The following is a 13606-nucleotide window of genomic DNA, read 5'->3' as shown; positions in this document are numbered from 1 at the left end:
ACGAAGCGGTTTCGGCTTGAACGCATTGTTAGGCGCCACCAGCCGATGGCCTAAGTATAAAGAGTGTAAATGCAGCAGCGCCCCTGACGGCTATTTGAAGGTAGAACGATACTGAAATGTCCGCAAGCGCGGATGGTCCACGCAGCGCGACTGTGTCTGAGAAGGCGATCAATAGAGAGACGACCAAGGCCAAACACGCATAGACGAACGCACTTGGCTCAAGCAATAAAGCGGCGGAACCACAGATGGCTAGCAGCGAAATATCGGCTAGCAGCAGCATAGTTTTGATACCCCACTGTGCCCGTGGAAGCTCAATACCGGAGCTCTCTTTCAAGGCATTGGTCAGCACCCCGAAGAGCAGCCAACCGTAGATCAAATGCGACGCGCCAAGTACTCGGAAGGCTGTTTCCATGGTGGCGCCTAACGCCTGAGTTAAGCCGCGCTGCGTAGTGGAGGCTGTAGGCATGGCAAGCTTTCTTTGCCATGCCTGCGGCCGGAACGAAGCGGCGTCGGCTTGAATGAATTGTTAGGCCGCACCCGTGTCATGCGACCGAGAACTCTTGCCGGTGAGCCGGCCACAGCACCGTAAACGTTTGGCCGGCAACTGGACGATAAGCTGCGGTTACCGCACCGAGCAACTGAGAGCGGTCTAGCACCGCCTTTGCAAGGTGAAACGTGAGCTCAGGCTCCGAAGTGACAATGAAGATGTTTGTTTCCCTAGCGCCAATATCGTGACCATCTATGTCAGCTGTGTCACCAAGCTCTTGGATCAAATCATCTTCGAGCGCGACCATGGCGTCATAGTCCCCGAGCGAGTCGCCGTTGAACTGTAGGACAAGCTGATACTGCATGTGTGCGGCCTAACGCCTGAGTTAAGCCGGGCCGCGAAGCGGCCTCGGCTTGAACGAACTGTTAGAGCCCTTGAGCCGGCGAACATACAGCCACAAAGTCAAAATCGCCAAGACAATACCTAAAAGGCCCGTGCCATACGAGGCGAGCGCGAGCTTTGTGGCGATCCGACACGCAGGCTCGGGATGCTCCAAGGAGCTTTGGCCGCAGTACCAGAAGCGCAACGAAGCAGTGGTTATCGCGGAAAGGAACATGTAACCGACGGCCCCAAACGCCGTCAGTGCCGCAAGGCCCGTGATCCAGATTGGCGTTGATCTTGTTCTCAAGGGCGCTAACGCCTGAGTTAAGCCGCGCTGCGTAGTGGAGGCTGCAGGCATGGCAAGCTTTCTCTGCCATGCCTGTGGCCGGAACGAAGCGGCGTCGGCTTGAACGAACTGTTAGGGGGCAATTCGCGCGCTTTCCGACGCATCAGATAGCTCTCCCTTAAATGTAGTGAGGCTAGGGAACTTGCGTGATAGCCAAGCGTAGACCGGGTAGCCCGCAACGCCAAAGATGGTGCCAACGAGTAAACCACCAATTGGTGCTAAGAGAAAAAAGTAGCCAGGTCTAGCTCCCTCCCCGGACATGGCGGACAGGAACGCATTGATAGGTGTCATGACCACAGCGCCGCAGAAACAGCCGATAACCATCAGCTTGAGGAATGATCCGAACCCAAGACGAGCTGAGAAAGTCTTCATTTGCCCCCTAACGCCTGAGTTAAGCCGGGCCGCGAAGCGGCCTCGGCTTGAACGAATTGTTATGCACCAAGGTAGTCCAGCGGAACGGCAAGCCGCAACGGGCGCAGGCAATCGGGAGGCGGGCAACGACCTGGCGCAGCCTGGATAGTGAGCGGCGTGGACAAAAGCCGCCCGCGGCCGAGAACGCCGCCCACCGAAGGCCTGATGCCCAATCACCTGCGCCGCCCACCGGGCGCCACGGCCCGACCCGATGCGAGCGGCGCCCGGCCGAAGAAATAGGACGCAAGGTGCAAGCCGGCGAACCGGGTGCAAACCGAAGCGGGCGGTTGAATGCGGCAGAGCTGCGGAGGGCGCGAAGCTGGCAGTCGCCAGAACCCAGCTCAATGCTTTGCTCCGGCCGGGCATAACGCCTGAGTTAAGCCGCGCTGCGTAGTGCAGGTGCCAGGCATGGCAAGCTTTCTCTGCCATGCCTGGTGCCGGAACGAAGCGGCGTCGGCTTGAACGAATTGTTAGGCCTCATTGCCGGCGCCGCCCCAAGTAGCGTAACCCAGCTAGTAGCATGCCAAGACCAGCGGCAGCCATGATCCCAGCTGCCAGAGCAGCGTTGTCGCCAGCGATGCGTACAGATCTAACGGTGAGGATTGGTGTCTCGCCGGAAGCGAAAGAAATCAGACTGGGCGCCGCCCACACGACCAAGATCGTCCCCAGGACAATTGCCATCCAACCACCAGAACGATCTACGACCTTGCTCATGAGGCCTAACGCTAGAGTTAAGCCGGGCCGCGAAGCGGCCTCGGCTTGAACGACTTGTTAGGCCTCATGGATTCGGTAGCCCGCTGACACGTCACCGTTCCAAGGCCCGCGTGGGTTCCAGATACGCAGTTTGCGGATCTCGTTCTCAGTTATCCACAGTTCTACGTCGAGCCACGTGCCAGTTCCCACCTCGACATCATCGTCCATCGTGAAACTACATTCCTCAGCGTTCTCGGCGCAGGCAAAACGGACTAAGTAGCCAGAGCCATTGTGCTCGCGCGAAATCACCCGCAAACCATCAATGAGTGAGTGGTAGCGCGGCAGGTGAGTCACGCACGTACGAACGAGATCTAGCTCAAAAGGAGAGGGAAATTCGGGCATGAGGCCTAACGCCTGAATTAAGCCGAGCCGCGAAGCGGCTTCGGCTTGAATGAATTGTTAGGGCCCGCCCGAGCTGGACGGAGCCCGCTCAAGCTCTGAGGCAAATATATCCGCAAGCCAGACGGTGTGACCATCCGGCCCGACGCACTCGACGACGAATGCGGGCTCTCGGTGAGGCACTGGGGCGAGAACCGTCACGACCGCACCAAGATCGCCAACGTGAGGCATGCGCCCTTCGCTAGCAGTGGTGTCAACCCGGTCCGTAGGGATCTCTGCGATCACGCGAACTACGTCGTACTGGGAGATGTTCATTGCGGGGCCTAACGCCTGAGTTAAGCCGGGCCGCGAAGCGGCCTCGGCTTGAACGAACTGTTAGGCCGCACTGTAGCGCGGCCCGGGAACAGTGAGGAGGCGATGGACCGCCGCCCCATGTGGCCGGCAGCCGACCACGGCAGGGCGCAGCCCAAGAATGCCGCTGGAAACGCAACATGGGTCGACCAAGCACCGATGCCCCGATGCCGCGAGAGCACTCGGGCGCCAAGGCGAGCCAGGTCGGACAGAAACCGGAGAACGATTGGCGGCATGGCGCGAATTGACCACTCCATGTTGGTTCTACGTGCGGCCTAACGCCTGAGTTAAGCCGACCCGCGAAGCGGGTTCGGCTTGAACGAACTGTTAGGCCGCGTCACAGGACGACGACCCAGTAAAGCAATACAAGTACTACGAGTGCGGCAGCGCCCAGCCAGCGGGGGTGGAAGGATAGGGTTGTACCCGCGGACAAGGGGGCATTGCCCTGCTCAAGGTCTGCGATGATGCCGTTGAGCATCTCATCCTGAGCAAGACGGCGCTCGGGATCTTTGACCCGAATATCAGCGTCATGCAGGTAATGCATGACTTGAGCCGGCAGACGCACCTCGGGATGCTGAGAATGCAGCATCTGAGTGAACTTGCGGGCTGAAGCGTCCCAAGCAACGAGATCGGTCATGCTGGTCGGCGAGGTGCGCTGCAGCTCGCGGAGCTGGCTAGCAATTTGCCGCAGCTGCTGAATGTGTGTCATGAGCGGCCTAACGCCTGAGTTAAGCCGCGCTGCGTAGTGGAGGCTGCAGGCATGGCAGGCTTTCTCTGCCATGCCTGTGGCCGGAACGAAGCGGCGTCGGCTTGAACGAATTGTTAGGGCGCAAAGTCATGGAACTTGGAACCACGACTCAAGCCCACGCCAACGTCCCGTGCCTGTGTCTGTGTCTGTGCGGCATGTAGTGCGGTAGTAGTTATCGCCATCTGCGCCAAGCCTGCAACTGAGCTGAGTGATTGGTTTGGTGTAGTACCGAGCGACAAGGAACCGGATCTTGTCGCCGCCGCATTCTTCTATCCAGGCGTCGCCATGGACAGCATCCTTACCGATGGTACGAGTAATGGCATAACTCGACTTTCCGTTTGCTAAAACAATGGTTCCAACGTACGGCGCGCTTGTCCTTGGGTTTTTTCCGATAACCTCGTAGGCGCCGGAAAGGCCCGCCGGAACATCCGGGTCCAATGGCAAGCGTTCGCAGAGCCCGTTGGCCTGCGCAATGCTAGGAAATGAGAAGAAAACAACAAGCAGAAGGTGAATTCTCATTTGCGCCCTAACGCCTGAGTTAAGCCGCGCTGCGTAGTGGAGGCTGCAGGCATGGCAAGCTTTCTCTGCCATGCCTGTGGCCGGAACGAAGCGGCGTCGGCTTGAACGAACTGTTAGGGGGCAATTCGCGCGCTTTCCGACGCATCAGATAGCTCTCCCTTAAATGTAGTGAGGCTAGGGAACTTGCGTGATAGCCAAGCGTAGACCGGGTAGCCCGCAACGCCAAAGATGGTGCCAACGAGTAAACCACCAATTGGTGCTAAGAGAAAAAAGTAGCCAGGTCTAGCTCCCTCCCCGGACATGGCGGACAGGAACGCATTGATAGGTGTCATGACCACAGCGCCGCAGAAACAGCCGATAACCATCAGCTTGAGGAATGATCCGAACCCAAGACGAGCTGAGAAAGTCTTCATTTGCCCCCTAACGCCTGAATTAAGCCGAGCCGCGAAGCGGCTTCGGCTTGAATGAATTGTTAGGCATGCTGCCCGCTGACAAGGCCAACGACAAGGGGCTTTACATACCTCTCGTGTTGAATGGTTTCCGGCGTGTCTCCGTCATGGACGTACTCGCCCTCCTCAAATGCGTTGAACATTCGGAAGGCGTAGTCGGGCATACCTCGATCCACATCCAGGTGATAGCAGTAGACGTACAAGCCATTCATCGCGCGATCGGCAACCTCGTAAGTCAGGGAGCAAGCTAGATACCTTTCCCCGACGTGGCGAGCGAAGTGGTCGCAGAAGGCGGCATGCGGCTCAACCGAGGAAAAGGAACGCCATATGTCCGCAGCCCGGACTCCGTCAGCGAACTGGGCTACTAGTTGGTCAAACGACGCTCTTTCCATGCATGCCTAACGCCTGAATTAAGCCGACCCGCGAAGCGGGTTCGGCTTGAATGAATTGTTAGGGCCCGGCCTGATGGAGCCCGCAAGAAGCACTATGCCCAACACTGCGACTATTGGCATAAGAGTAGCGAGATAAACATGCCAAGGAAGGACGAACGCAGCGAGGAGGGCTGCGCCCGAACCGAGCGCCAGAGAACTTGCTACCAAGGATCTGCAGTGGCGAGATGCGCGGAAGAAGCGTGGACCAAGCCAAAGGCGGACACATGCACCCACAAGGCCAGCAAGGGCGGCGAGTCCCAATGCCATAAGCGCAGGCTCTCGCGGTCCGACAGCGACAAGTAATGCCGCCAATGGCCCAAGTAAGACGCATGCGACGGCCAACACCGCCACGAACGCGCCCCGAATGAGTCTGCTATCTACAAAGTTGGCGATTCTGCTCAACAAGGGGCCTAACGCCTGAATTAAGCCGACCCGCGAAGCGGGTTCGGCTTGAATGAATTGTTAGGCCTGCGCCCCGTAATCACTTGGGCGCAGGCTTGAAATCTAACTCAACTCCGAAGCCGGCCATTGCCGCCGCCGCCTTTTGGCGCTCGCTCTCAGGCAATGACGGGTCAGCAGCTTTTTGCTTAAGGGCCGCGGTGGCGACTTGTAGCGCAAGAGCAGAGTCCTTGCTGCCTTGTTTGGCCGCTGGCACCCAAATCGCATAGGCGGCCTGATACTGACCTTGCTCGAAGAGCTGTGCCCCTTGTATGGCTCGGACGTCACTCACTAGCCGCTCAATAATCTTTGTTTTGTCAGGATTCTTGTCGAGAAGTACGGCGACAAAGGATTGCTTAATGTCTCGCAGCTCAGCACGAACCGAACGCAACTCCTCGGACTGAGCAGCCAAAGCTTGCTCAGTCTTGTATGCGGTTGGAACCGCGTAGAGCAATGATGGGACTGCAATCGCCCCAACTAGGAGCTCAGCCGCGTGGGCCTTGAGCCAGCTTTCTTGCTTTGCCATAAGTCCCCTTGAGCTCCCCAAGCAGGCCTAACGCTGGACTTAAGCCGCGCCGCGAAGCGGCGTCGGCTTGAAGGACTTGTTAGGCGGCAGCCCCCTAGTGCAACGCATCACCGTCCTCCGGCCCTGGTGGATATGTGTGGACCAGCAGGACCACACCGTCTATGAGCGCCTGCTCAAAGTACTCTATTCCTTCTTGGCCGTCCGTATAGTCGTCACGTGTCACCCATGAGACGTCCTCAACGGTCCGGATAGACCAACCAGCCTCCGAGACCTCATGGTTGGCAATGGCGAGTGCGTCCGTCTCATTTAGAGCGGTGGTAAGTACCTTGATGTATGCGCCGCCGACGATCGCGAACGCATCAGACCCCGGAAGTGGGGCTGCCTCTACGAAGACTACGTGTATGCCTTCCATGCCGCCTAACGCCTGACTTAAGCCGCGCCGCGAAGCGGCGTCGGCTTGAAGGAACTGTTAGGCGTCACAGCCCCACCTTGAACTTGACGGCCAAGAAGAAGAGCAAAACCAGAATTCCCAGCGGTAACAGAAGATATACGAAGTACCCAATAAAGCGACTCTTGGGGAGCCAGTATTGAAACGGAGTCCATGGCTTGAGCCGAACAATAGCTGGCCAGACTGCGAAGTAGTAGACGGCAATGGTGCTAAATGCCAGAAAAGTAACTTGCCACTCGCGCAGGGAAATAGTTGATCGCCAGAGGAGAAACACAACTCCAATGAAAGCGCCCATTAATGCGCCCGCCGCATAGAGCCGTGATCTAGCAGTGACGCGCAGCTCTACGCCACAGGAGGGGCAGCGGATGCTTGCCGGGCTGAATTCGCCAGGATAGGGATGGACCGCCAGTAGCGCCCGGTAGCGAAACGTGGACTTCGTACAAGATGGACAAGACGGTCTCATGTGACGCCTAACGCCTGAATTAAGCCGACCCGCGAAGCGGGTTCGGCTTGAATGAATTGTTAGGCCTCGACCGACAAACCGGCGAGACCCGAGAGCTTTTGGAGCACCTCTTGGCAAGCTTGGCGTAGGTGCGGGTACTTGTCTTGACCAAGGTAAGTGCACTCGTGGACCAGCATGTTGCGATAGCTAACAGCGTACCCAAACTTGCGCCAAGTGTCTGCGCCGAAGAAATCACTAGGGCTATCGTGGCCTTGGCTTGCTAGGTACTCAATGACTAGGCTCTTTGCCTCACGGTCCCTGTACTTTCCGTAGAGCTGTTTGAGTTGCGCCTTGCTAGGGCGCTTGAAGTGCATGGCCAGGGAGCGGGCAAGTGCCTCTACCGCTGAGACGTACGTTACTAGCAGGTTGGGTCCGTGCGCCGGATTGTCTAAGCGCTGGGAAATGACGTGAAGCCGCTGCCGAGGAAGGGAGCAAACGTAAGCAGAGCGAATCTGCTCTAGCTCTGCAATGTAATCCGGCTCGGTCATTGAGAGGCCTAACGCCTGAGTTAAGCCGGGCCGCGAAGCGGCCTCGGCTTGAACGAATTGTTATGCCCCGCCACGGTACACCGAACGTCTAGGCCAGCCGTAACCTGAGCAATATCTTGCTCTGTGTGTGCGAACTGCAAGAACGCAGCAATGGACTGCTGGCGGACGATCGCGACCCTAAGGCCATCGCGCCTCGCAATGAGGAGCCCGGCGTCGTAGCTCACAGACTCTTCCGAGCCCGTCTCAGCTGCACACAGCACATCGATTGTCTCGACGCTTGCAGTTGGGCCCAAATGAAGGCTGAGATGATCAGACTTGTAGTTGGTGCCGCCCGGGCCTGGATTGGGGTTGTAGAAGATGTCTTTCGGCGTGTTAGCAATGCGGGCAGACAAGAAAAAGTAGTTGATCCACTCTTCCGGGGTATCTGCCCAATCATTGTCTAGCACGACGAAGCGCTCCAACCCAATCGGGATTGAGACCGACGGAACGGTGATCAACGCGCTACCGGCATCAACGTCGCAGTCGGGACTAAAGAGCGACTGGATCTTGCTCCCGAGCAGCACGTTGAGCGCATCAAACGATGCTTTGTCTAGGTGCTGACGGAACTCTCTCATAGGGGCATAACGCGTGAGTTAAGTCGCGCTGCGTAGTGGAGGCTGCAGGCATGGCAAGCTCTCACTGCCATGCCTGTGGCCGGAACGAAGCGGCGTCGGCTTGAACGAACTGTTAGGCCTCATTGCGACAAGCCTTGGTTGGGAAGCCGAATCTCGCTGAAGCGCATACGCGAGAGATTGCCTTGTGACTCAAGCATGCCTTGCGACACCAGTACCTTAACGCGCTCAGCGTAGTAGATGTCTGGTATGTCATGGAACCGATCTGGGTAGGCCTCCATGGCCATGCCAACGACGTAGGCGACCTTGCGCCATTGGGCGACGCTGTTTGTGACGAGTGCAAGATCGATCGCCTGGATGTCACCCTGGCTGAGTGTCGCAATAGCGAGCAGATCGCCAAGGTCGAGTACCGAATCGTCCGTGCTGTCAGTCATCGCAGTGGTTCTTATGAGGCCTAACGCCTGAGTTAAGCCGGGCCGCGAAGCGGCCTCGGCTTGAACGAATTGTTATGCACCAAGGTAGTCCAGCGGAACGGCAAGCCGCAACGGGCGCAGGCAATCGGGAGGCGGGCAACGACCTGGCGCAGCCTGGATAGTGAGCGGCGTGGACAAAAGCCGCCCGCGGCCGAGAACGCCGCCCACCGAAGGCCTGATGCCCAATCACCTGCGCCGCCCACCGGGCGCCACGGCCCGACCCGATGCGAGCGGCGCCCGGCCGAAGAAATAGGACGCAAGGTGCAAGCCGGCGAACCGGGTGCAAACCGAAGCGGGCGGTTGAATGCGGCAGAGCTGCGGAGGGCGCGAAGCTGGCAGTCGCCAGAACCCAGCTCAATGCTTTGCTCCGGCCGGGCATAACGCCTGAATTAAGCCGAGCCGCGAAGCGGCTTCGGCTTGAATGAATTGTTAGGGCCACGAATATACGTGAGCCCGAAATGCCTGGCGTGGGAGGCCAGGAATACTGAGGTTGGTCCGATGCCGGCAATGGCACGACGTGTACATGCCCGAGGGCGAGCGGTATTTGGTACGCACGAATAGGTGACTGCCGAGACGCTGGACCGAGGCGCTATGTAGGGCCACACCGCAGTTCTCCGGCTGATCAATCGCAAGCTGGTACACGGGACCAACCCAGTTGCCCTGGGCCGAAGTCTCCAAGGACTGAGACTGATCGCAGACGTCTGTCGCCACCCCAACCCCAGAAATGGCCAAAGGCGTGAGCCAGAAATAGACAACGGCAATGCCGAAGACAGCAGGCAAGAGTAGAAGTGCTGTTTTTGGACGAAGCCGCATATGGCCCTAACGCCTGAGTTAAGCCGGGCCGCGAAGCGGCCTCGGCTTGAACGAATTGTTAGGCCCGGACCAGAGTCTGAGGACGCCCGCGACTAGCAACCCAATAGCGCCGCCGATGTACGTTGAAATCACCGGTAGATGGGTTTGTTGATACGCCTGCGCCCCGTAGCTCTCGGGGTAGGAGGAGGGCTCAAGGAGGGGCCAGGCAACCAATGCGCCGACACCTAATGCACAAAGCGCCATAAGAAACTTGTGACTAGGGACGGCAAAGTAAGTGGACAGAACTACAGCCAAGGCAGCACAAAAGCCGGAGCCGGGTAGATGCCAGAAGCCAAGCCTGCCGGCAGCAAAGCCCCCGAGAATGCCGGCTACAAAGAATGCCCCCAGGATGGCGAGCACCGCGATAACCCATTGTCGAGTCGCGGACATGTGTCTCTCCGGGCCTAACGCCTGAATTAAGCCGACCCGCGAAGCGGGTTCGGCTTGAATGAATTGTTAGGCGGCGCCGCACAGATGTACGCCCACCGCCTCCCGACCTGCGATGTGATGTACCACGTCAGAGCCAACTGAACTGGAGGAACGAACACCCACCAGTAGTTGACGAAAAAGCGAGAGACGCGGAGTAGACCTGCACCAGCGGCCATCCCCGCAGCCTCAAGTTGCGGCGCGATGAAAATACCGTACGCCTCTACCGGCAGCAGAACAGCAAAGACCAAGAATGAGAAGACGCCATAGACCAAGGCCGCAACAGTGCCGACAAAAAGGAATGGGCGAGGAAGTCGCGATTTGTGCCGGAAAGCCTTGATCGCAGGCAGCCAGACAGGCGCGAACGAAATTACGAAGTAGACCGAAGCGAGCGCAATGATCATTGCACCCAGCTTTGGTCCAAAGAGCTCGATTGCTTCCATAGCCGCCTAACGCCTGAATTAAGCCGAGCCGCGAAGCGGCTTCGGCTTGAATGAATTGTTATGTTGCAACGATAGCCTGTCGGAGAATGCCGCCGGCTCTCCAGCGCTTGCGGAACTCGGACCGCAACATCTCTCCCTCAATGCTATACGGCAGCAGCAGCTTGTTTGCCTTGGCACCGGCCAATGGCGAAAAGTGGCCATCACCGCCATACGCCAGGTAGCTGACAATAACGCTAGCACCAGAGCCTACATCTTTGAGCAGAGTTGATAGAGATACAGCAGGCTGGGCGCAGACCCTGCCATAAGCCTCCTGCTCGAGGATGTGCGGAGCGGGATCCGGGTCGGAGTGGAGCCGGACCTGCAGCCCAAAATGCCGCAGAGCCACCACCATTTGCACTGCAAATGCCCCGAACTCGTCTGTGTAACGGCAGAGGCTAATGATTTCTTCGGGATCCGCGGAGATTCCGTGCCGCGATAAAACAAGCCAAACAGACGCAGGTCCGCACGGCCCCGAAAGCTGAGCCAGCTGCGTGGGCATTCCTTCAACGGGCTGGTAGTGCCGGACTTGCAACATAACGCCTATTCGACCCCTAGATCGGGGTGTTGCGCGGAGTATGCATGAACGATCTGGGCGCGCAAATCTGGCTTTCTTTCCAGAAATCAGGCAGTTGGCGTTTTTGTTACCGCGGCTAACGCGCCACGATTCGGTGATATCCGCGCGAAATCGTGGCGTATGAATTACGCCGGTGCAAAAGCGGGTGTAACGGCTTCCTCCGGTGGCCGAAGCCGGACCACCTCAGGCCTCCACGCCGGCCAATAGCCAGCAGCCGAATACGGGGCCGGCGCTGAAGCCGGTTTCCGGTTCGATGCGCACGCGTAGGGTGTCGCCCCGCGTGGCGGCGGCGGGGACCGGGTAGTCGACATCGACGAAACGGATGCCGCGATCGCCGGTCAGCACCTCGTCGGCCACCGGGTGCCCGTTGGCGAGGATGCGGAAGCGGCGCCGGTGCTCGCTGCCCCAGTAGCGCAGGCGCAACGTCAGCGGACCGGGCCGGCTGCGCAGGTCGAATTCGACGAAGCCGCCGCTGCGGGCGTCGCGTCCTTTGCGTCGCCGGTACTCGACGCCGTAGGACGACTCGCTGCGCAGGCCGTGCGCCTTTTCCGAAGTTTCCTCGCCCAGCGCGATCCGGTCGATCGCTTCGGCGTCTAGCCGCGCCATGGCTGCCGCCTCCGCGGCCTGCCGCGCCTGCTTCGCCCGCCATGCCGGCGGATCGAGACGTTCGAAATAGACTGCGCTGCGCCGGTCGTGCTGCGCATGGAACGGTGCGAAGGTGAGCGGCCCGGGATGCACGACGCCGGTCGCCAGATAATGTGCCGGCGCTTGTTGCGATGCGAATCCCGACAGCACGTCGCCCTCGGCCACCAGCACCGGATCGGCCTGCGTGCCGTAGGGTTGTTCGGCGGGGCCCAGATCCGCCGCCAGTACCAACGGACCGCGCATCACCGAGACCACGGCGGGATCGTCGCTGGGTTCCAGGCGCAAGGCCATCGGCAGTTCCAGCGTCAGCGTGTCGCCTGTCCGCCAGCGGCGATGCACACGCGCATAGCCGTCGGCGACCTCGGCGCGGACGCGCTTGCCGTTGAGCGTCAATCGCCACGAAGGCGCCCAGCCGGGGAGCCGCAGCGCGATGCGCTGCGCAGCCTTCGGCGCGGCCGTCACCTGCAGCCGCGCCTCGCCGCCCAGGGGCAGATCGCTGTCCAGTTCCAGCCGCAGGCCGGAAACCTCGTCGTCCATGCGCGAGGGAATATAGAGATTGACGAACAAGGTGCCGTCTTCGCCGTCACGCCAGTAGATCGAATCGCCGAACTGGGCGTGGCTTTCCATGCCGGAGCCGACGCAGCACCAGAAATCGTCGAACGGCGAGGAGAAATCGCGCTTGGTCCCGGCCATCAGCGGCATCATGTAGGCGAACATGCCGGTGCCCGGGTGCTGCTGCGCCATGATGTGATTGAGCAAGGTGCGTTCGTAGTAGTCGAAATAGCTGGCTTGCGGCGTCCATTGATAAAGGTGCCGGGTCAGCTTCAGCATGTTGTAGCTGTTGCAGTGTTCGCAGGTCTGGTCGGTGACGAACTTGGCGATGGTATCCGGCGCCTGGAAGTACTCGCGATCGGAATTGCCGCCGATCACATAGGTGTGGTGCGCGGTCACCGCGTGCCAGAAGAAGCGCGCCGCGGCTGCGGGCTCCGGATCGCCGGTCAGTTCGAACTGGCGCGCCATGCCGATCAGTTTCGGGATCTGGGTGTTGGCGTGCAGGCGGTCCAGCCTGTCGTGCTGCGCCACCAGCGGATCCATGACTTCGCGGTGGCGCAGGCGCTCGGCCGTGCGCAGCCAGCGGGCTTCGCCGGTGCGGCCATGGAGTTCGGCGAACGACTCGTTGAGCCCGCCGAACTCGCAGGACAGCATCTTCTGCATCTGCGCGTCGTCCAGCTGCGCGAACACCGCATCGAGGTAGCCACCCAGACGCACCGCCACCTCCAGCGCGCGTGCGTTGCCGCAATGCGCATGCGCGTCCAGCAGGCCCGCGAACAGCTTGTGCCAGGTGTACAGCGGGGCCCAGCTGCCGTTGAGGCTGAAGGGCTGGGTATCGATCTTCCCCTGCCGGAGCTCGTCGAAGATCGCGCGCCCGCTTTCGATCTTGCCATCCGGAGTCTTGCGGGTGAAACCGGCCACGTAACCATCGCTGGACTGCGCCTGGCACGCCGCCAGCTCGGCGACGATGTAATCCGCGCGCGACCGGCATTCCGTGTCGCCGGTCTGCGCGTGCATCAGCGCCAGCGCGCTGAGATAGTGGCCGAGGGTATGCCCGGCGATGGTGTCCGCCTCCCAGCCGCCATAGGCCGGCGCCTTCGGTGTCAGGCCGGCGTACTGGCGGAAGTTGTGCAGCAGGCGATCGGGTTCCAACCGGAACAGATAGTCCCGGTTGGTCTGCAGGGACTCCAGGAACATCGACGGCTTCAGCCGCACGCTGCGCAGCGGCACGGGCCGCACCCGCTGCGGTGCGGAGGCGGCCACCTCGCGCGGAAAGCCCACGAAACCGGCCGCCGATGCCATGGCGCTCCAGGCGAGGAAACGCCGTCTGGACAGGTTGAGGGTCATGCAGTGCCTCCTCGTCTTCTCGTGGAT

At 59.9% G+C, this 13606-nt stretch carries 11 protein-coding genes; all 11 read right to left on the bottom strand.

Annotated features, from left to right (window positions below; genetic code table 11):
- Window positions 1-28 precede the first annotated feature (28 nt).
- Entirely contained in the window at window positions 29-466 is a 438-nt protein-coding gene (locus MC375_RS04035; protein ID WP_242102020.1) for a hypothetical protein, read from the bottom strand.
- Between the two features lie 76 nt (window positions 467-542).
- Window positions 543-851: a hypothetical protein gene (locus MC375_RS04030; protein WP_242102019.1), complete on the bottom strand. Its 309-nt coding sequence runs from the start codon at window positions 849-851 to the stop codon at window positions 543-545.
- Window positions 852-2396: 1545 nt separating this feature from the next.
- On the bottom strand, window positions 2397-2720 hold the full coding sequence (locus MC375_RS04025) for a hypothetical protein (RefSeq protein WP_242102018.1): 324 nt from the start codon (window positions 2718-2720) through the stop codon (window positions 2397-2399).
- 685 nt (window positions 2721-3405) lie between these two features.
- Window positions 3406-3777 carry a hypothetical protein gene (locus MC375_RS04020; RefSeq protein ID WP_242102017.1) on the bottom strand — a complete coding sequence of 124 codons (372 nt, stop codon included), beginning with the start codon at window positions 3775-3777 and terminating at the stop codon, window positions 3406-3408.
- 1919 nt (window positions 3778-5696) lie between these two features.
- Window positions 5697-6179 (bottom strand): hypothetical protein, encoded by a 483-nt coding sequence (locus tag MC375_RS04015; protein ID WP_242102016.1) that lies wholly within the window; start codon window positions 6177-6179, stop codon window positions 5697-5699.
- A gap of 94 nt (window positions 6180-6273) precedes the next feature.
- Complete coding sequence (locus MC375_RS04010; protein WP_242102015.1) at window positions 6274-6591, bottom strand: hypothetical protein; 318 nt, start codon at window positions 6589-6591, stop codon at window positions 6274-6276.
- Window positions 6592-7637: 1046 nt separating this feature from the next.
- Window positions 7638-8231, bottom strand: coding sequence for a hypothetical protein (locus MC375_RS04005; RefSeq protein WP_242102014.1), 594 nt, complete (start codon window positions 8229-8231; stop codon window positions 7638-7640).
- Between the two features lie 119 nt (window positions 8232-8350).
- Window positions 8351-8662, bottom strand: a complete 312-nt coding sequence (locus MC375_RS04000; protein ID WP_242102013.1) for a DUF3658 domain-containing protein — start codon at window positions 8660-8662, stop codon at window positions 8351-8353.
- 1307 nt (window positions 8663-9969) lie between these two features.
- The gene (locus MC375_RS03995) at window positions 9970-10422 is read right to left on the bottom strand and encodes a hypothetical protein (RefSeq protein WP_242102012.1); all 453 of its coding nucleotides are present in this window, start codon (window positions 10420-10422) and stop codon (window positions 9970-9972) included.
- Window positions 10423-10480: 58 nt separating this feature from the next.
- Complete coding sequence (locus MC375_RS03990) at window positions 10481-10996, bottom strand: phytochelatin synthase family protein (RefSeq protein ID WP_242102011.1); 516 nt, start codon at window positions 10994-10996, stop codon at window positions 10481-10483.
- A gap of 222 nt (window positions 10997-11218) precedes the next feature.
- Window positions 11219-13579, bottom strand: coding sequence for a glycoside hydrolase family 127 protein (locus MC375_RS03985; RefSeq protein ID WP_242102010.1), 2361 nt, complete (start codon window positions 13577-13579; stop codon window positions 11219-11221).
- Between the last annotated feature and the right edge of the window lie 27 nt (window positions 13580-13606).

Source organism: Lysobacter sp. M2-1 (genome assembly GCF_022662495.1).
GTDB lineage: Bacteria > Pseudomonadota > Gammaproteobacteria > Xanthomonadales > Xanthomonadaceae > JAKPBU01.
The sequence above is the reverse complement of the archived record's forward strand: the minus strand, read 5'-3'. Positions and strand labels throughout refer to the sequence as shown.

Coding starts and splice junctions, on each gene's coding strand:
- MC375_RS04035 (WP_242102020.1), bottom strand. CDS start 466: ATGCCTACAGCCTCCACTACGCAGCGCGGCTTAACTCAGGCGTTAGGC.
- MC375_RS04015 (WP_242102016.1), bottom strand. CDS start 6,179: ATGGCAAAGCAAGAAAGCTGGCTCAAGGCCCACGCGGCTGAGCTCCTA.
- MC375_RS04020 (WP_242102017.1), bottom strand. CDS start 3,777: ATGACACACATTCAGCAGCTGCGGCAAATTGCTAGCCAGCTCCGCGAG.
- MC375_RS04010 (WP_242102015.1), bottom strand. CDS start 6,591: ATGGAAGGCATACACGTAGTCTTCGTAGAGGCAGCCCCACTTCCGGGG.
- MC375_RS04030 (WP_242102019.1), bottom strand. CDS start 851: ATGCAGTATCAGCTTGTCCTACAGTTCAACGGCGACTCGCTCGGGGAC.
- MC375_RS03985 (WP_242102010.1), bottom strand. CDS start 13,579: ATGACCCTCAACCTGTCCAGACGGCGTTTCCTCGCCTGGAGCGCCATG.
- MC375_RS03990 (WP_242102011.1), bottom strand. CDS start 10,996: ATGTTGCAAGTCCGGCACTACCAGCCCGTTGAAGGAATGCCCACGCAG.
- MC375_RS03995 (WP_242102012.1), bottom strand. CDS start 10,422: ATGGAAGCAATCGAGCTCTTTGGACCAAAGCTGGGTGCAATGATCATT.
- MC375_RS04000 (WP_242102013.1), bottom strand. CDS start 8,662: ATGACTGACAGCACGGACGATTCGGTACTCGACCTTGGCGATCTGCTC.
- MC375_RS04005 (WP_242102014.1), bottom strand. CDS start 8,231: ATGAGAGAGTTCCGTCAGCACCTAGACAAAGCATCGTTTGATGCGCTC.
- MC375_RS04025 (WP_242102018.1), bottom strand. CDS start 2,720: ATGCCCGAATTTCCCTCTCCTTTTGAGCTAGATCTCGTTCGTACGTGC.